The following is a 19,182-nucleotide window of genomic DNA, read 5'->3' as shown; positions in this document are numbered from 1 at the left end:
ACGTTATATTAAAATTATTTTAATGCATTTAAATATATCATTCAAATATGATATACACAAAAAGAAATTATACAGTATTTATTCACAACAGAAAATTAAAAATCGGGGGAGTTTAAATGGAAGGAACTAAAGAAACTAAAAAAATTATGTGGTATAGCCTTGCTCTTATGGCATTCTCTGCTGTTTGGGGATTCGGAAACGTAGTTAATGGATTCTCAGAATTTGGTGGATTAAAGGCTATAGTATCATGGATTCTTATTTTTGCTATTTACTTTGTACCTTATGCTTTAATGGTAGGTGAACTTGGTTCTGCTTTTAAAGATTTAGGTGGTGGTGTAAGTTCATGGATTAATGAAACTATTGGACCTAGACTTGCATATTACGCTGGTTGGACTTATTGGGTTGTACATTTACCTTATATTTCTCAAAAACCACAAGGCGCTATTATTGCTGGTTTTTGGGCTATATTCCAAAATAACGGAGTTAGTGCTTTAAATCCAGTTGTTCTACAAACACTTTGTTTAATCATATTCTTAATTGGAATATGGGTTGCTTCAAAAGGTATAAAACCTTTAAAGAGAATTACAACTATTGCTGGTACATCAATGTTTATTATGTCAATTTTATTTATTCTTCTTATGATAGCAGCACCTGCTATTACTGATGCTAAATTAATAAATATTGATTGGTCATTTAAAACATTCATGCCTACATTTGATGTTAAGTATTTTACTAGTCTTTCAATATTAGTATTTGCTGTTGGAGGATGTGAAAAAATTTCACCTTATGTAAACAAAATGGACAATCCATCAAAAGGATTCCCAAAAGGTATGATTGCTTTAGCAATTATGGTTGCTGTATGTGCTATTTTAGGAACTATCTCACTTGGTATGATGTTTAATTCAAACAATGTACCTAAAGACCTATTAACTAATGGTGCTTACTATGCATTCCAAAAACTTGGTGAATATTACGGAATCGGAAATACATTCGTTGTAATTTATGCTATAACAAACGTTATTGGACAAGTTTCAACTTTAATATTATCAATTGATGCTCCATTACGTATTTTACTTGAAAATGCTGATGAACAATTTATACCATCAAAATTACTTAAACAAAATGAACATGGTGCATTTATAAATGGTAATATATTAATTGCTATAATTGTTTCAATACTAATTATAATTCCTGCATTTGGAATAGGAAATGTTGATGCTATAGTTAAATGGTTAGTTAAATTAAATGCTGTTTGTATGCCATTACGTTACTTATGGGTATTTGTAGCTTACATTGCATTAAAGAAAGCCGGAGATAAATTCCAATCAGAATACCGTTTTACAAAGAGTAAGGGACTTGGAATATTTATGGGAGCATGGTGCTTCTTCTTTACAGCTTTTGCTTGTATAGGTGGTATGTATTCAGAAAATACTTTCCAATTAATTTTAAATATTATAACTCCTTTCGTTTTAGTTGGACTTGGATTAATAATGCCAAAACTTGCTGAAAGAGAAAGAAGACAAAAAGGATTAGTATAATTTAAATATAAAAAAGGAGCTAAAAATTTAGCTCCTTTTTTTATATAATTAAACTCCTTAATGTTTCTTTATAAGTGATTTTAATTCATCTAAATCAATAGGTTTTGAAAAATAATATCCTTGAAATAAATCACATCCAATATTTTTTAATGCTATAAATTGTTTTTTAGTTTCAACACCTTCAATAACTGTTTTAAAATCTAATTCATTTCCTATCTCTTTTATGCTTCTTATAATTCTATATTCATCGTCCTTTGCATCATCTAATAATGTTTTATCTATTTTTAAAGATTCACCTTTAAATTTTTTTAAATATGCAAAAGAAGTATACCCTGTTCCAAAGTCATCTAAGGATAGCTTAAATCCAAATTTCTTTAATAAACTTAAATTTTCTAATGATACTTCATCTTCTTCAATCATAACAGATTCTGTAATTTCGATGCATAATTTATTACAGCTTATTCTATTCTTTTCTAATATTAGTTTTACTTTATAAGCAAAATTATTTTCTAAAAGTTGAATTGCAGAAACATTAACATTAACAATTAAATCATCAATACCATATTCCTTTAATGTATTTATATCTTGACATATTTTATTTATTGCCCAATAACCAATCTTAATTATATCCCTATTTTCTTCTGCTATTGTAATAAATTTATCAGGTGGAACATTTCCTAATTTTTTATTATTCCATCTCATTAATGCTTCTACTTTTATAATTTTTTTATTTCTATCTACTATTGGTTGATACTTCATTGTTAACTCTTTATTTTTTATAGCTTGTCCTAATTCTATTGATATAGTTTCCTCTTCTTCTATTTCTTTATATACTTCATCATCAAAAAATACTAATTCATTAAGTATTCCTTTCTTTTTATTTGTATACATCATATAATCACTTTTCTTTATTAAATCACTTAAATCAGTACCATCCTTAGGATATACTGCTACACCTGCTGAAAAGCTTACAGAAAATTTATTATTAATTAATTTTACTCTTTTAAATAAATCAACTACATTTTTGTTATAAAAATCTTTTAACTCCTTATCAGTTGAAAAATTCTTATATAAAACTATAAATTCATCACCTGAAATCCTTGATAAAAGTCCTTTGCCTAAAAATGCTTTTTTTAACAACTCTGAAAATTCTTTTAAAAATTGATCACCAATTAAATGTCCATATACATCATTTATATTCTTAAACTTATTTAAATCTATAAATATTATAGCAACACTTTCTTCACCTTTAATTTCTTTATTAAATACTTCTTCTAACCCTCTTCTATTTAAAACCTTAGTAAGAGAATCATATTGTATATATTCTTTAGCTTTTTCATTGATTGCATTATCAAAAGCATTAACTATAAAATCTAATTGCTCAAATCCTTTTTTGCTTTCAAAAACTTTTTCATCATATTTATTTAGTTGCTTTAATATATTTTTTAATTTTGATATATTAAAAATAATTGATTCTAAAATTTTCTTTTTTACAATAAAAAAGGTTATAATAGTTGCAATTACGAATATTAAAAACATAAATAAATTTACTCTGTTTACTTTGCTCATTGTTCTATGAAGCAATGTAGAATTTTTATTATATGCAAAAAGTACGTCTTTATTTTGTACAATAAAATTATTTTTATTAGACTTTATTTCATCAAGTGTCTTTATCCCATCTGAATATCCATAATAATTTCCATTAAGTAATTTTACATATATTTTTACATTTCCATTGTCACCATATAAATTTTCCATATACTTTGTAAGAGCATCCATATAAGTATTTAAAATTACACAACCAATTATTTTATTATTACCATTCTTTATAAAAGAAACTATTGCTACTGTATATCTCCCATTAAAAAAATCTTTATGCATAGGAGTCATAATTACTTTCTTTCCTGCTAAAGATTCTTTATAAGCTTCTTTAAACCATGGCCTAGTTTCCATATCAAAATTATAATGTTCTCCTGTAGAACTATATAATTCTTTATCTCCTTTATCTATAATATCTATTGATTTTACAAAACTTGTTGCTATTAATAACCCTTTTGCATACCTTATTGTATTCATAATATTTTTTTCTTTTTTCTCATAAGGTTCCTTTTTATCCATTAATTTTATTAGTGCTTCATTAGTTGCAAAGTCTTCTACAAGCTCGTTTAAACCATCAAATGTTCCTTTGGATAATTTTTCTATTTGTTGACTATAGCTCAAATAACATTTTTCATCTATCCTATTGATAATTGCTCTAGAGAATATATATTCACACATTAATAAAGTAAATACTAATATTAAATTAATAGCAAAAAAGGCTCTTAACTCTCTTATTATCTTCAATTTAATTCCCCCTAAGTCAGTTAACTAGCACTATAAAATAGACTTTCATAAATATAATACCAAAGTTATTTATTTTTTTCCTTATTAAAAATAAATACTAACAAAAGGTTAACTAAATTTACCATTTCAATAAATTTGTTATATATTCCACCATAAAATATAGTTTTAAAATATATAAATAAAAAAATCATCTTCTTTTAAGATGATTTTTTATAAAATGATATTGATATATTTCATCATATTTTTCAATTAGTCAAATTAAAGATTATATTTACATTCATTAATTTTTTTACTTATTGCCTTATACTCATCAATACTATATGTCTTTTTTATAAAATTTAAAATATCTTCTATTGAACTACTTACATATCTAAAAGTTCCATTTGTAACAATATTTTTGAGTTTTTCATGTATAATTATAATCTTTTCATAATCATTTAAAGTTTCATACTTATAAGAAAAAAATCCTTTATTAATGAAAGTATACATTACTTCATAAACTTCTTTACCATCCATATGACATTTTCTAAATCTAATTGAATTTACATTATTTCTATTATCATCAATTGTATAAATGTTCTTTTTAATAAAAAAGGTTTTTACTTTCATGTAATACCTTCTATTACACTTATTATCAGTTAAAATATATTCAAATTTTAATATTTTATTCCTTATTTTTATTCATTATTATACACCTTTTAAATTACCATAATTTACTTGTGTAAATTTTTCATATTTTATTTATAATGTAATCAAATACGTAATTATTAATTATATATTAATAATTATTTACTTAATTACATAAAAGTTATATCCAAGGAGGAGCTTTAATTGTATAAAAGCCAAAATACAAAAGCTAAAATAATTAACAAAAAAAAATTTCTTTACAGAAAAAAAATGCTTCGAAGAAGACGAATTACATTTTTTGTGATTTTAACTACCATATCAATTTTTACATTTAATGTTTTATCTAATAATAATTCAAGTAATGATGAAGAAACTCCAGTTATAAAAGCTCGTAGTAGAACTAGCTCTATTTCTATTAAAACAAAATAATTACTACATATTCTACTAAATTAAACTAAACTCTTTTAAAATAAGAGATTTTAGTTTAATTTTCAACAATTGTATCCAAAAATTAACCCTTATGTAACTATTAATCTTAATAGATAATATATAGTTTAAGTATGAAAGTAAGGGGGATATTGTAATGAGAAGTTCTAATAACAGAAAATCAAAAATAATAAAAAGAAAAAAAGAAATGAGACGAAGAAAAATAATTTCTCTTTCATTTATTACTATATTAATTGTTTCTATTCCATTATTTTTAATTTTAAATAAAAAAGGTTCTGATAACGAAATAGTTAAAGCTGAAAATAAAGAGGCAAAACCTAAAGCTTCTTCAAGTAAAAATACTGATAACAGTAAAGATAACGGTAAAGATATTAATAGTAAGGATCCTTCTTCTAATAAAAAAGAAGAAGTTAAGATACATAATAGTGGATATTTATCTTTAAAAGATGATCCAAATGCTGACGATGCAAAAATAGTTGCAAAAAATACAAACGATTTGCTAACTGGAACTAAACAATACCCAGTTAGAACTGATGGTAAAAAAGTTGTTTACTTAACTTTTGATGATGGTCCATCAACTACAAATACACCAACAGTCCTTAAGACTTTGGACAAGTATAATGTTAAAGGTACATTCTTTATAATGGGAAAATCTTTGGCTGCTAATAATACAGCAAAAGAACTTTTAAAAGAAATTGCTAAAAATGGACATGCCATTGCAAATCACAGTTATAGCCATGATTATGATTATTTATATCCAGGTAGAACTATGAATGTAAGTAATATGCTAAAAGATTTCAAAAAAAATGATGACCTTATGAAAAGCGTATTAGGAAAAGATTTTTCAACTAGAGTCATTAGATTACCTGGAGGATATTGGTCATGGAATGGTAGAGAACCATTTAAGAAAAAAATGATTGAACTTAATATAAGCAACATTGATTGGAATGCATTAAATGGTGATGCTGAAGGTAAAAAGAAAAATGCACCTGAATTAGTTAATTTCTTAAAGAAAAGCGTTAATGAACTTGGTCCAAATGCAGATAGTGTTGTAGTGTTAATGCATGATACTTATGGAAAAGCTGAAACAGCAAAAGCTTTACCTCAAATAATTGAATATTTTAAAGATAAAGGATTTGAATTTAGAACAATAAAATAAATTTACATATAAAAGAGTTGCTAAAATAGCAACTCTTTTTAATTATTTTTAAAGTTCTAATTCTTTTAAAACTGATTTTTCATCACTAATTTCTTTTTCTAAAACTACTTTATTACTATTAACTTTGTATTTAACTAATGTTAATACAACTCCTAGAAAGGCTCCAAAAAGTGCTGGAAAAACCCACCCTAATCCTTCTGCATAAAGAGGTAACCATTTAACCATATTTTGAAGGAATAAAATATTTAATTTCGTATTACTTAAAGAATAAATAATACTTACAAAAGCTGTAATAAATACTGTTACAGAATAAATTAACCTATTTCCTTTTAAAAATTTATCAAACATTGCAAGTAAAATTAAAACTATTGCAACTGGATAAATTGCATCAAGCACTGGAACAGATATACTTAAAATTTTTGTAAGTCCCATATTAGCAAGAATCATACTTGATAATGCCAATACTCTAACCCAGGTTTTATAAGTTACCTTTGAATTTAATGTTACAAAATATTGACTACATGATGTTATAAGTCCAACACAAGTTGTAAGACATGCTAATGTAAAAATTACTGCAAGCAGTACAGCTCCCATATCTCCAAAAAGATATAACATAATATTTGATAAAGTTTGAGCTCCATTTTCAGTTGCTCCAAATCTTCCACCACTTGCTGCTCCTAAATGAGCAAGCATTGAATAAATTAAAATTAAAAGTCCACCTGCAAAAATTCCAGCCTTTACTGAATTTCTTACAATTGCCTTCTCCTCTTTAATTCCTTTTTGTTTAATTACAAGATAAATAACAATACCAAAATTTAATGCTGCAATTGTATCCATAGTCATATATCCTTCTAAGAATCCACTTACTAAAGGTGATTTAATATATTCACCTGTTACTTCTCCATAAGCTCCTAAAGGTTTAAAAATACTAGCTACAAATATTGAAAAAATCAAAATTAATAATGTTGGAGTTAAAACTTTTCCCATACGATCTACTAATTTAGACGGTGTTAAACAAAGCCAATAAGCTACTGAAAAAAATATAAATGTATAAATAAATAATGCTAATCCATGAGATACAAAACCTTCTGGTAAATATGGTCTTACTGCCATCTCAAATGGTAAACTACCTGCTCTTGGTATACCAAGTCCTGGACCAATTGAAAGATAAATAAGAATAGTAAATACTGTTGCAAATAAAGGACTAACTCTACTTGCTAAATTATACAATCCTGATGATTTTGCAACTGCAACAACACCCAAGATAGGAAACCCCACTGATGTAACTAAGAAACCAATCATAGTTATCCAAGTATCAACTCCAGCTGATTGTCCTAAAAATGGTGGAAAAATTAAATTTCCTGCTCCAAAAAATAATGAGAAAAGCATTAAGCTTACTAATACTAAATCTTTTTTTGATAAATTTTTCATTAAAAACGCCCCCAATTAATTAAATTTTACAAATCATTCTAGTTGTATCTCGCCTTCTATATCCATAAAAAATGCCCCCTTTTAATTTTTAATAATTAATATAATACTTTCTCTAAGCTTTTACTTAAATTTACAAAATTTATTATTTTAAAATATAAACAAAACTTATAAGAAAATAAAAAATCCCCGTCCCTAATAAAAGGGACGAGGTTAAATCGCGTTACCACCCTAATTCTATAAACATATATTATAATTTTCTTATAAATTAAATATGCTTATAGCACCTTAAATACGTACATCTTAATACGTTTTTCCTGTAACGGTGAAAATCCGATAAAACTTACTAAATTAATGTTCAGCTTTACTTCTCAGAGATGATTTTCAGAAATACATCGAACATTGGCTTGCAGCAAGATGCCAACTCTCTGTAGAACAATTATATAACTTACTTTTTCTCATCATAGAATTTATAAATTTTTTTAAAATTTAAATATATATTATACTTTATTTTCCAACTTGTCAACTATTCATTTAATTTTTTAAATATACTTTGTTTTTTTCTAATATTATCTATTAAATTAAAAACAATTTAACTAATTTGTTTCAAATTCATCTCTATCCTTAACTAAAATTAATTTTAATAAAACGATTATTAAAATTAAATATCTTATTTTTTCAAAAATTCCTTTTCCTTAGCAAAAGCTTCCTCAGCCAAATCACATTTACCATTTTCTTCATAAATTATAGCAAGATATCTCCAAAGTTCTGCATTCGTTGGATATTTTTTTATTCCTTTTTTTATTGTCTTTACTGCATCTTCATAATTATTAAAACTATAATTATATATATTTGATAAAATTTTATATGCTTCAATATTATCATTACTCTCTAAGTATTTTTCATAACATTTTGCTCTTATTTCATCATTTATATCATTATCTTCGTATTTAATTAAATCATAATATTCAACAAATCCATTTTTAAAATCTTCTATAAACATTTTTTCAAACTCTTTAAATTCCATTCCTGTTGCATTATTAAAAGCCTCATCAAAATCCATATCTTTAATATTTAATAGTATATCTTTTATTATACTGTCTCCATTTTCATTTGCAATTTTACTTACAGCATAATTACTTTGAAGATATACATAAGCATCTTTTAAACTTTCATTCCAATCTTCCTCATTGCTTAATTTATCAAAACTTAAAATCTTTTCAGGTTCATATAAAGTATTACCTGATGTTCCAACATATTCAGATATTCCTTCTATAAACCAAATTGGAACTTTGCTTATATCTATATTATTTTTTTCCATGAATTCATAGACTATATGATGTGTATACTCATGTAAAAAAGTTTCTTTAAATTTAAAGTTATTTTTTAAATTATATCCAAGTAACACATCTTTATAAGGATCTTCAACACTTAAATACATGCTATTAGCATGTACAAGATAATATCCACCAACTTTATCGTTATCACTTCTTGTATAAAATACATCTTTATCATAATCCAATTTAATACTTAATGTACTCGTATCAAAATCACCAAAAATCTTTATATTTTTCTTATTTCCTTCATCAATATATTGTTTTATTAAATCTATAATTGATTCTTGTTTTTCTGTATAAAATATTTTATTACTTTTATAATCTAAAGATTTAAATTTATTATTATACTCTTCAGATTCACCTTCTGATTTTAAAATTGTTGCATATAAAGAAACACTTTTATCTTCCATTTTATAAGTATCATTAAACATAACTACTGATGTAAATAAAATAAATAAAACTATTATATTAAGAATTAATTTTAAAAAATTTACCTTTACACTATTTCCTTTATATCTCTTAAATACATTAATTCCTTGCTTTAATATTATTACTAAAAAAATAGCTATTAATATTCCAGATAATATTATATTATCTCTAAAATTTAATAGCACACTTAAAAACATATATGCTATTAAGCATATAATATACAATAAAATAATCCCAATACTTTTTAATATTTTCATTTTTATCCCCTTCCACTTTAAACCCATTTAAATATTAACATTACATCAATATTTTGTAAACATTTTACTTGTATTAATAGTGCATATTTAATATAACTTATGTAACAATAATAATGAAAACTAAATCTTAGATTATGGAGGTAAAATTATAGATATGAATCCATTTAATGAAAAACCTATGGATCTTTGGAATACATTTGAAAACTGGGATAATATTTATCCAAAACCTTATAATAAATATGAAGTAGATCCATATACTAAAACTCGAATAATTCTTATGAATGGAGCAGAATTTGAGGCAAATTGGTTCTCACATCAATTTGCTAGACATTGTAACAACAATGATCTTCGTAGAGAACTTGCGCTTACCCGTCGTATTGAAAAACAACAACAAATGAAGATATCAAATTTAAAACCTAAAAATGAATCAACACTTGAACATACAATTAGTTATGAGCAATTAGCTGTTGATTTAACTGCTGTTTTAGCTCAAAGAGAACCAGATCCATATGTAAAAAAAGCCTTAGATTTTGCTTTATTAGAAGATTTTGATCACTTATATCGTTATGCAGATCTTTTAGAAATGAAAGAAGGTATACGCGCTGAACATCTAGTTGGAGGATTTACTGAAATCATGCCAGGACGCCCAACAATATCAGAACATCGTTATCCGTTTGATAATGTTAAACGCTTTATAGATAACTCTAAAGCTAATCCTATTACAAAACTAAATGTATCTATTATAACTGCTGCAGAACAACAAACTATGAATTATTATATGAATGTTTCTAATACATCTAAAGAAGATATAGGAAGAAAATTATATCAAGAAATTGGATTAATAGAAGAGCAACATGTAAGTCATTATGAAAGCTTACTTGACCCTAATTGTACTTGGCTTGAAAATCTTCTAAACCATGAATATACTGAATGTTATTTATATTACTCATGTTACATTACTGAAAAAGATCCATACATAAAAGCCTTATGGGAAGAAAATTTATATATGGAAATTTCTCAATTACATAAAGCAGCAGAATTGCTTAAAAAATATGAAAACAAAGAGTGGCAACAAGTTATTCCAAATGGTGAATTTCCTGAGCTTCTTGAACTTAGACCAAATGTTGACTACGTAAGAAACATATTAAAAGAAACAGTAAATGAAACTTCAGATAAAGAACAATATATTAATGTTTCTAAAATTTCTTCTACTAGTGATTTCTGTAAGTTCCAAAATATAGTTAATAGTTCAGATAATATTGTGCCAAGTCATAATGTAATTAATGATTACATTTGTAAAAATAAAGAAGATTATCGTTTTGAAATTGACAAAAATCCAATTCCAGAATTTCAAGACAGAACTTGTGATAATACATCTGTTGGTAGAAAATCCTAATAACTAATTAAATATAAGAAAGACTATAACTTTTTTTAATTCATTAACACAGAATAAATTCTAATTTAAAGTTATAGTCTTTTTTATAAATATTCTTAAATATTATTCAATAAATTTGCCATTTCAATGGCTGATACTGCTGCATCATAACCTTTATTTCCTGCTTTAGTTCCAGCCCTTTCAATAGCTTGTTCTATTGTATCAGTAGTTAATACCCCAAATATAATTGGCTTTTCTGTTTGCATTGATACTTGTGCTATTCCTTTTGAAGCTTCTGAACATACATAATCAAAATGAGGTGTTGAACCCTTTATAACTGCACCTAAACATATAATAGCATCATACTTTTCCTTCTTCGCCATTTTCTTTGCTATAAGTGGTATTTCAAATGCTCCTGGAACCCAAGCAATATCTATATTTTCTTCATTCATTCCATGTCTTTTAAGTCCATCTAACGCTCCCCCTAATAATTTTGATACTATAAATTCATTAAATCTTGCAACTACTATACCAACCTTTAACTCACTTGCTACTAAATTACCTTCTAATACTTTCATTATAAATTCCTCCCTAGTTTTATTAATCTTATAAAATTTACTTTTTTAAATTCATAATAACTTTTAAATTTAATTTAATAATTTAAAAGGTGATTCATTTTTTCTTTTTTAGTTATTAAATAAAATTCATTATTTTCATTATGATTCATTTGTATTGGAACTCTTTTTATTACCTCTATATTTTCTTTTTCTAAACTATATATTTTATCTAAGTTATTTGTCATAAGTCTTATACTTTTAACTCCTAAGTCCTTAAATATATCAGCAGCTACATCATACTTCCTCATATCAGCTTTAAATCCAAGTTTTATATTTGCCTCAACAGTATCATATCCCTCATCTTGAAGTGCATAAGCCTTTAATTTATTTATAAGACCTATTCCCCTTCCTTCTTGTCTCATATAAAGAAGTATTCCTCTTCCTTCTTCTGATATTTTTTTCATTGCTGCATCATATTGCTCGCCACAATCACACCTTTTTGAACCCAATGCATCTCCTGTTAAACATTCTGAGTGAACTCTTGCTAAAATATCTTTTCCATCACTTATATCCCCTTTAACTAATGCAACGTGATGCTCTCCATTTAATTTATTTATAAAGCCATACATTACGAACTCACCATATCGTGTTGGCATTTTAGTTTCTACAACTCTTTCTACAATAAAATTACTTTTATTATTTTCAAAATCTTTACTATCACAAATAATTTCTTTTTCAATAACATTTTTAAAAGTTTTGTATTTTTCTTTATATACTTCTAAATTTTCTTTCCTGTATTTAACCAAATCAGCTATTGTAATAATTTTCAATCCAAAATTTTTAGAAAACTCTATAAGCTCTCTTGTTCTCATCATCTCTCCATTATCACCCATTATTTCACAAATAACTCCTGCTCCCTTAAACCCTGAAAGTTTTGCTAAGTCAACTGCTGCCTCTGTATGTCCTAACCTTTCTAATACACCATCTTCCTTTGCAACTAATGGAAATACATGTCCTGGTCTTCTAAAATCATCACAATTATTACTCTCTAAAACTTTTTTTATAGTAAAAGCTCTTTCAAATGCTGAAATTCCTGTTGTAGTATTTTTATGATCTATTGAGACAGTAAAAGCTGTTTCATGATTATCTGTATTATTTGAAACCATTGGATGAAATTTTAAATTCTCTGCAATTTTTTTCTCAATTGGCATACATATAAGTCCCTTACCTTGCTTTGCCATAAAATTTATAGATTCACCTGTAACCATTTCAGCAGCCATTAAAAGATCGCCCTCATTTTCTCTATCTTCATCATCAATAACTATAACTATTTTTCCTTCTTTTATATCTTTTATTGCTTCTTCAATACTATTAAACTCAAACATCTTTATCACTCCATTTTTATAATTTTTATATAAATCCATTATTTCTAAGTAATTCTTCACTTATAGAACCATATTTTTTTTCTTCAAATTTTTTATTTAACCCTAATAACTTTTCAACATATTTTCCAATTAAATCACACTCAATATTAACTGTTTCATTAACCTTTTTATTTAATAAATTAGTTTCACACCCAGTGTGAGGTATTATAGAAACTTTAAAAACTTCATCATCTACATAAGCTACAGTAAGGCTTACTCCATCTATCGTAATCGAACCTTTAAAAATAATATATTTAAGAATATTTTTATCTGCACTTAATGTTACCCAAGTCGCATTATCCTCTTTTAAAAATGATATTATTTTAGAAGTTCCATCAATATGACCACTAACTATATGTCCACCGAGTCTACTCTCTAGTGTTAATGCTCTTTCAAGATTTACCTTACTTCCACTTTTTAAACTTCCTAAATTACTTCTTCTTAAAGTTTCTGCCATAACATCAGCTTCAAAAATATCTTTATTTATATTTGTAACTGTAAGGCATACTCCATTTGTTGCAATACTATCTCCAATTTTAGTATTTTTTAAAACCTTACTTGCTTTTATTAAAAGCTTTGATGACTTAATACCACTTTTTATAGATTTAATTTCTCCTATTTCTTCAATAATCCCAGTAAACATATTTCACCTCAAAAAAATATTTATATAAATATTTTGAATAACTTCTTTTATTTAAGATTAGTGTAATAAAAATTAAATACTAAACTTATTCCTTTTTTATCCTTCTATGTATCCTTCAATTACTACATCTTCACCTATACTTTTTAAACTCATATTTTTAATATTTATTGCATCAATTAATTTTCCTATTCCTTGTCCACCTATAGGAGTCTTTGCCAAAGTTCCTCCAATTATTTTAGGAGCTATATAGCAAATAACTTTATCTACTATTTTTTCATTTATAGCAGAAAAATTTAATTCTGACCCGCCTTCAAGTAAAATGCTATCTATGTTAAGCCTTCCAAGTTTAATCATTAAATCATTTAAATCTACCTTATTATTTTTTTGTTTTGTAATTATAACTAAAATACCTTTACTTTCTAAAAGCTTTATTTTTTCTTTATCTGCTTTATTAGTTGTTGCAATTATAGTTATATTTTTTAAACTTTTTTTATTATTAAAGGATAAATTATTATCAACTCTAAAATAATCTCTACTATTTTCTAATTCACCATTAATTTTCTTTAATATATTTAAGTCATATAAGTTTTTATTATTTAAAATAACTTTAGAATTCATTGGAATTCTGAGTGTACTATCAACTATAATTCTTACAGGATTATTTCCACTTTCTAATCTACACGTAAGCTCCGGATTATCCTTAATTACAGTGTTAACGCCAACCATTATTCCCATATATTTATTTCTTAACTTATGCACAGATTTTCTTGAATTTTCTCCAGTTATCCACTTTGACTCACCTGTATATGTTGATATTTTTCCATCTAATGACATAGCTGTTTTTAAAACTACAAAAGGCTTTTTACTACTTATATATTTCATAAATACTTCGTTTAAACTTTTGCATTTATCTTCTAATTTACTAATCTCAACTTCAATACCAGCACTTTTCAGTTTTTTTAACCCATTACCTTTAACTATAGGGTTTGGGTCTAAGCACCCTATAATAACTTTTGAAATTTTATTTTCAATAATTTTATCCACACAAGGTGGTGTTTTTCCATAATGAGAACAAGGTTCTAATGTTACATACATAGTTGCTCCATAACTTTCATTATCCAAACTATTAAAAGCTTCAACTTCCGCATGATTGCCACCAAATATTTTATGATACCCTTTGCCAATCACCTCTTTATCTTTTACAATAACTGCTCCAACTAAAGGATTTGGATTAACTTTTCCCTCTCCTTTTTTTGCTAGCTCCATAGCTAATTTCATATACTTTTCATCCATTAGCATCATCTCTCTCTTTTAGATTTTTAATAAATCTTTAGGGTATAAAAAAAGCCCTGAGAAAATTTCTCAGGGCCTTAAATTAATTTGGTTATGACTTCTACATATAAACAATTAAGTTTTATATATTAAAAATTATTCTAAAATAAACTTATTATAAATACAACTAACTAATACTTAATAGTAAAATATAAATTTATAATGGAACTTCTCAAGTATAAAATTAAAAAACTCTGAAATATAAATATTTCAGAGCTAAAATACAAAATTAAAATTATACTATTGATTAATAATTTTTTTACATAAAACTATTATTAATTAAATTATAATATAAAAATACTTAATTATTATTTCTCTTCTTTCATCCAGACTATACTGTCGGCTTCGGAGTTTCACCGAATCTGCTAAATTAATAGCTCGCGGGCTTTACCGCCGGTAGGGAATTACACCCTGCCCTGAAGATATATTAAATTTGTTAATATTATAACATAGTAATTTTTTAATGTAAACCATTAATATTTATCACATTTTTAAAATTACATAATAATAACTTTTTATCTAACTAAATTAACTTATAATTTTCTCTCTTGCAATAATCTTAAAAGGCTGAGTAAAAGCAACCCCACCATCACCTTTTATTACAGCTCTTACATAAGGTTCAGCTTGAGTTACTTCATTTAATTTTAAAATATCTCCATTTCCTATATATCTACTATTTGAACCAATCCATTCAATGTTCTTTATATTTTTTCCTTCTATTTTTATAGTGTCATTTTTATTATCTACTTCTATATTTGTTATAAATGGTGAATCAACAGCATCATCGTACATTCTATTATTTTCTTCACATACTCTAGCAACAAAATAAAATTCACCATTCTTCATAGCATTTTTATATCTTCTATTGGTAAATTCATTATTAAGTAACATCATATTATAACTTGATTCTATGTGATCTAGTCTATGTAAATCTGCATTAGCAAAGCCATATATATCTCTCTTATAAATCATTTCAGTTAAAATATCATCCCAAAGTATTCTATCTTTTGAACAACCATCTCTATTATTTATTACTTCAAGCCCAATTAAACTATTAAATCTTTTATAAAAATTTATGTACCACATATAATCTTTTTTGTACCCTCCTGGATGATTAAAATGTGATAATCCTCCTTGCCTTGCTATATGTCTTAATACATCTACTTCTTTTTCATAACTTTTATTTTTCTTTACAAAATAACCATTTATATGATGTTGACCTTTATATGAATATTCATTTCCTGGTATTCCTTTTAAATTTTCTGTCATTTTTAAGCTTGAATCACCTTTACTAGAATCATTCCATGGATAAGTCACTTTATTATGATCTGTTATTGATAAGACATCATATCCAAACTTCTCATGAGCATCAACTACCTCTTGAATGGTATTTTTACCATCACTTTTATTAGTATGACAATGCAAATTTGATTTTAAAGTTTTCACTTTACTCCAGTTTATATTTTTATATGGATTATATATTTTATAATCTATATCATTTACAACTTTAACATCTACAAAATCACTATACTTACCATCCTTAGTTTGAACTGTTACTCTTGATTTCCCAATATTCTTTCCAAATATTTTACCTTCCATATTAACTTCAACAATATCCTCATTTGATGATTTCCATATTAAATTTCCTTTGTTAATCTGTTTAGATAAATTTGGATTAATTTTTACAATAATATCTTCCATTAATCCTACTTTTAACATAGTATGTTTTTTTGTTATTTTTACTTTATAATCAACATAATTTATTTCACTAGCATTTGCAGATATTGAAAAAATATAAATTGATAAATTTATTGATAAAATAAATACTAATATTAATTTTAAAAATAACTTTTTATTAATAATAAAATCACCTCCTAACAAACTTATTATTTGTTAAAAAATAATTTATTATTATATTCATTACATTCCATATTTACCAGTTGCACTATCCATAAATATAGGTATTTTAGGTGTAAAATATGTACATAATACAAAAATTAATATCAAAGCAATAAATACTACTATACAAAAATTTGCATTTATTCCTCTAAATCTTGTATATGCATAAAGCCCTAATAACTGCCCAAATAAAATAGATAAAAATAATAATATAATATCCATAATAATTGACTGAACTCCAAAAGCTCCTGTGTAAAAATAATATATTAAAGGAATTGTAATTAATGAAACTATTAATGAAACTAAAGCACCAGTAAACCACTTCTTTTTATTTATATTATACCTTTTGCTATTTACTAAATAATAAATACTCCACCATAAAATTATAGGTAATAAAATCATTTTTAAATGTTCCCAAATACTTTCATTCATAGGAAGAAAAGCTGCTGCTATTTTATTTCCTTCTAATAATTTATACGAAGAATGTATACATGCGCTTATTATAAATAAAATTGGAATCCCTTTTATAATCCATTTTTTTTGCGGTGACAATGACTTATACATACAAAAACCTCCTAATTTTATATCATTAAAATTATTCTTTAGTTAAAATTAAAAAAGAAGTAATCTAAGTATTATTAAAATCTTAAATTACTTCATAATTTATTATTTACTTTATTTATTTTTTATATGCCTAAATCTTATTTCCATTCTGAAACATTTTCTAAACCTGGAATAGATGAAGCTCTAAATAATGGCTCCTTTATTCCTAATTTCTTTTGCTCTGTATAGTCTTTCAGGACTAAAAATGCTTTTTTACTAAGCATTGCTATAGCTATTAAGTTTAGTATTGCCATAAGTCCCATGAAAAGATCAGCTAAATTCCAAACTATTTGAAGCTCAGCAATTGAACCAAATAAAACCATTCCAATAACTAATACTCTATATATAACTAAAAAATATTTTTTATCATTTAAAAATTCTATATTTGATTCACCATAATAATAATTACCTACTATGGAACTAAATGCAAATAATAAAATACAAATAGCTAAAAATATTCCTGCCCATGAACCAAGCTCTGTTGTTAATGCATTTTGTGCAAGAATTATACCAGTGGCTGACTTATCCATATAATTAGTATTTGATAAAAGTATCATAAATGCAGTACAGCTACAAATTATTATTGTATCTGTAAATACCCCTAAAGTTTGAATTAAACCTTGTTTAACTGGATGACTTACATCAGCTGTTGCTGCTGCATTTGGTGCACTACCCATACCAGCCTCATTTGAGAAAAGTCCTCTCTTAATTCCCATAAGCATAGCTCCACCAATAGTACCACCTGCTATTTCTCTAAATCCAAAAGCATTTGAGAATATTAATGATATAACTGAAGGTATTTCATTTATATTTATAATTACTATAAATATAGCAACTGCAATATAAGCTACTGCCATAACTGGAACTATTACTTCTGAAACTTTTGCAACTCTAGTAACTCCACCAAATATTACAAAACAAGTTATAACAGTTATTACTATTCCAACTAATAATCTATCTGTACCAAATGCATTATTAAATGCTATTGTTATAGTGTTCGCTTGTACTGAATTAAATATTAATCCAAAACAAATTGAAATAAGTATTGAAAAGGCTACGCCCATCCATCTTTTATTAAGTCCTCTTTCCATATAATAAGCAGGACCACCTCTATATGTACCATCTGGATTTTTTTGCTTATAAACTTGTGCTAATGTTGATTCAACAAAGCTTGAAGCTGCCCCAATAAGCGCTATTAACCACATCCAGAAAACTGCTCCAGGTCCTCCAACTGAAATTGCAATTGCAATACCTGCAATATTTCCAGTACCAACTCTTGATGCTGTACTTATACAGAATGCTTGGAATGATGAAATACTCCCCTTCTTTTTATCTTTTCTCGATGATGATGTTATTCCATCTCCTAATAATCTTATCATTTCTTTTAAATATCTGAATTGTACAAATTTTGTTCTAAAAGAAAAATAAATACCTAATGCTATAAGCATTGCAATTAAAATATATGTCCACAGGACATCATTTATACTCGATATTATTCCATTTAATGTTTCCATTTATTTAGCCCCCTTAAAAATAAAAACTTTTAATTCATTTTATAATAAGAACTTTGAAAATGCAAGAAACAATTATAATTTATTCATTTTTTAACTTTGTAGACACAATTTATATACTTTTATTGGTTATTTTTTCTTCATTGTGCAAGTCATATACATTGTTTATTCACTAATTATTGATATATTTAATTTTCACCCTTTTTAAATTTAATTTTAAAATAAAAACTTATTTAATATACAAAAAATTAAAAAACAAAAAAGTTCCTATAT

15 protein-coding genes, 1 riboswitch and 1 other annotated feature are annotated in these 19,182 nt (G+C 25.5%); of the genes, 4 read left to right on the top strand and 11 right to left on the bottom strand.

All coding sequences use genetic code 11. The features are described 5' to 3' along the window. Positions 1-116 precede the first annotated feature (116 nt). On the top strand, positions 117-1,538 hold the full coding sequence (locus O212_RS0113900; protein WP_024615705.1) for an amino acid permease: 1,422 nt from the start codon (positions 117-119) through the stop codon (positions 1,536-1,538). Between the two features lie 57 nt (positions 1,539-1,595). Here the strand turns inward: O212_RS0113900 and O212_RS16305 are convergent, their stop codons facing one another. Together O212_RS16305 and O212_RS0113890 are read right to left on the bottom strand one after the other, a co-directional pair. After that, positions 1,596-3,881 carry an EAL domain-containing protein gene (locus tag O212_RS16305; RefSeq protein ID WP_024615704.1) on the bottom strand — a complete coding sequence of 762 codons (2,286 nt, stop codon included), beginning with the start codon at positions 3,879-3,881 and terminating at the stop codon, positions 1,596-1,598. Positions 3,882-4,139: 258 nt separating this feature from the next. Continuing rightward, complete coding sequence (locus tag O212_RS0113890) at positions 4,140-4,490, bottom strand: hypothetical protein (protein WP_024615703.1); 351 nt, start codon at positions 4,488-4,490, stop codon at positions 4,140-4,142. Positions 4,491-4,712: 222 nt separating this feature from the next. On the opposite strand from O212_RS0113890, the gene O212_RS0113885 reads away from it, so the two are divergent. Both O212_RS0113885 and O212_RS0113880 read left to right on the top strand, forming a co-directional pair. Continuing rightward, positions 4,713-4,937 carry a hypothetical protein gene (locus tag O212_RS0113885; RefSeq protein ID WP_024615702.1) on the top strand — a complete coding sequence of 75 codons (225 nt, stop codon included), beginning with the start codon at positions 4,713-4,715 and terminating at the stop codon, positions 4,935-4,937. A gap of 154 nt (positions 4,938-5,091) precedes the next feature. Beyond that, complete coding sequence (locus O212_RS0113880) at positions 5,092-6,114, top strand: polysaccharide deacetylase family protein (RefSeq protein ID WP_024615701.1); 1,023 nt, start codon at positions 5,092-5,094, stop codon at positions 6,112-6,114. 48 nt (positions 6,115-6,162) lie between these two features. Here O212_RS0113880 and brnQ read toward each other — a convergent pair whose 3' ends face one another. Both brnQ and O212_RS0113870 read right to left on the bottom strand, forming a co-directional pair. Continuing rightward, positions 6,163-7,545 carry a branched-chain amino acid transport system II carrier protein gene (gene brnQ / locus O212_RS0113875; protein WP_024615700.1) on the bottom strand — a complete coding sequence of 461 codons (1,383 nt, stop codon included), beginning with the start codon at positions 7,543-7,545 and terminating at the stop codon, positions 6,163-6,165. 197 nt (positions 7,546-7,742) lie between these two features. Further along, positions 7,743-8,016 (bottom strand) — a binding site (T-box leader). A gap of 196 nt (positions 8,017-8,212) precedes the next feature. Next, positions 8,213-9,565, bottom strand: coding sequence for a tetratricopeptide repeat protein (locus O212_RS0113870; protein WP_024615699.1), 1,353 nt, complete (start codon positions 9,563-9,565; stop codon positions 8,213-8,215). A 154-nt stretch (positions 9,566-9,719) separates the two neighbouring features. Here O212_RS0113870 and O212_RS0113865 point away from each other — a divergent pair, with 154 nt between their 5' ends. Next, positions 9,720-10,961 (top strand): hypothetical protein, encoded by a 1,242-nt coding sequence (locus tag O212_RS0113865; RefSeq protein ID WP_024615698.1) that lies wholly within the window; start codon positions 9,720-9,722, stop codon positions 10,959-10,961. A gap of 95 nt (positions 10,962-11,056) precedes the next feature. Here O212_RS0113865 and ribE (O212_RS0113860) read toward each other — a convergent pair whose 3' ends face one another. The 7 genes from ribE (O212_RS0113860) to O212_RS0113830 all read right to left on the bottom strand — a co-directional run bounded on the left by ribE (O212_RS0113860) (position 11,057) and on the right by O212_RS0113830 (position 18,912). Further along, positions 11,057-11,518, bottom strand: coding sequence for a 6,7-dimethyl-8-ribityllumazine synthase (gene ribE / locus O212_RS0113860; protein WP_024615697.1), 462 nt, complete (start codon positions 11,516-11,518; stop codon positions 11,057-11,059). A gap of 74 nt (positions 11,519-11,592) precedes the next feature. Then, positions 11,593-12,882, bottom strand: coding sequence for a GTP cyclohydrolase II (gene ribA / locus O212_RS0113855; RefSeq protein ID WP_024615696.1), 1,290 nt, complete (start codon positions 12,880-12,882; stop codon positions 11,593-11,595). Between the two features lie 25 nt (positions 12,883-12,907). Then, the gene (ribE, locus tag O212_RS0113850; RefSeq protein WP_024615695.1) at positions 12,908-13,564 is read right to left on the bottom strand and encodes a riboflavin synthase; all 657 of its coding nucleotides are present in this window, start codon (positions 13,562-13,564) and stop codon (positions 12,908-12,910) included. Between the two features lie 96 nt (positions 13,565-13,660). Further along, positions 13,661-14,857, bottom strand: coding sequence for a bifunctional diaminohydroxyphosphoribosylaminopyrimidine deaminase/5-amino-6-(5-phosphoribosylamino)uracil reductase RibD (ribD, locus tag O212_RS0113845; protein WP_024615694.1), 1,197 nt, complete (start codon positions 14,855-14,857; stop codon positions 13,661-13,663). A 349-nt stretch (positions 14,858-15,206) separates the two neighbouring features. Then, a riboswitch (FMN riboswitch) is annotated at positions 15,207-15,324 on the bottom strand. A 100-nt stretch (positions 15,325-15,424) separates the two neighbouring features. Further along, positions 15,425-16,777 (bottom strand): PHP domain-containing protein, encoded by a 1,353-nt coding sequence (locus tag O212_RS0113840; RefSeq protein ID WP_024615693.1) that lies wholly within the window; start codon positions 16,775-16,777, stop codon positions 15,425-15,427. 39 nt (positions 16,778-16,816) lie between these two features. Next, positions 16,817-17,359, bottom strand: a complete 543-nt coding sequence (locus O212_RS0113835) for a DUF6512 family protein (RefSeq protein ID WP_024615692.1) — start codon at positions 17,357-17,359, stop codon at positions 16,817-16,819. A gap of 137 nt (positions 17,360-17,496) precedes the next feature. Continuing rightward, positions 17,497-18,912 carry an alanine/glycine:cation symporter family protein gene (locus O212_RS0113830; RefSeq protein WP_024615691.1) on the bottom strand — a complete coding sequence of 472 codons (1,416 nt, stop codon included), beginning with the start codon at positions 18,910-18,912 and terminating at the stop codon, positions 17,497-17,499. Positions 18,913-19,182: the final 270 nt, after the last annotated feature.

Source organism: Clostridium sp. Ade.TY, assembly GCF_000498355.1.
Lineage (GTDB): Bacteria > Bacillota > Clostridia > Clostridiales > Clostridiaceae > Clostridium.
Note: the sequence above shows the minus strand (reverse complement) of the source record. Positions and strands in the feature narration are given on the sequence as shown.

Coding starts and splice junctions, on each gene's coding strand:
- O212_RS0113900 (WP_024615705.1), top strand. CDS start 117: ATGGAAGGAACTAAAGAAACTAAAAAAATTATGTGGTATAGCCTTGCT.
- O212_RS0113890 (WP_024615703.1), bottom strand. CDS start 4,490: ATGAAAGTAAAAACCTTTTTTATTAAAAAGAACATTTATACAATTGAT.
- O212_RS0113880 (WP_024615701.1), top strand. CDS start 5,092: ATGAGAAGTTCTAATAACAGAAAATCAAAAATAATAAAAAGAAAAAAA.
- brnQ (WP_024615700.1), bottom strand. CDS start 7,545: ATGAAAAATTTATCAAAAAAAGATTTAGTATTAGTAAGCTTAATGCTT.
- O212_RS0113870 (WP_024615699.1), bottom strand. CDS start 9,565: ATGAAAATATTAAAAAGTATTGGGATTATTTTATTGTATATTATATGC.
- O212_RS0113865 (WP_024615698.1), top strand. CDS start 9,720: ATGAATCCATTTAATGAAAAACCTATGGATCTTTGGAATACATTTGAA.
- ribE (WP_024615697.1), bottom strand. CDS start 11,518: ATGAAAGTATTAGAAGGTAATTTAGTAGCAAGTGAGTTAAAGGTTGGT.
- ribA (WP_024615696.1), bottom strand. CDS start 12,882: ATGTTTGAGTTTAATAGTATTGAAGAAGCAATAAAAGATATAAAAGAA.
- ribE (WP_024615695.1), bottom strand. CDS start 13,564: ATGTTTACTGGGATTATTGAAGAAATAGGAGAAATTAAATCTATAAAA.
- ribD (WP_024615694.1), bottom strand. CDS start 14,857: ATGGATGAAAAGTATATGAAATTAGCTATGGAGCTAGCAAAAAAAGGA.
- O212_RS0113835 (WP_024615692.1), bottom strand. CDS start 17,359: ATGTATAAGTCATTGTCACCGCAAAAAAAATGGATTATAAAAGGGATT.
- O212_RS0113830 (WP_024615691.1), bottom strand. CDS start 18,912: ATGGAAACATTAAATGGAATAATATCGAGTATAAATGATGTCCTGTGG.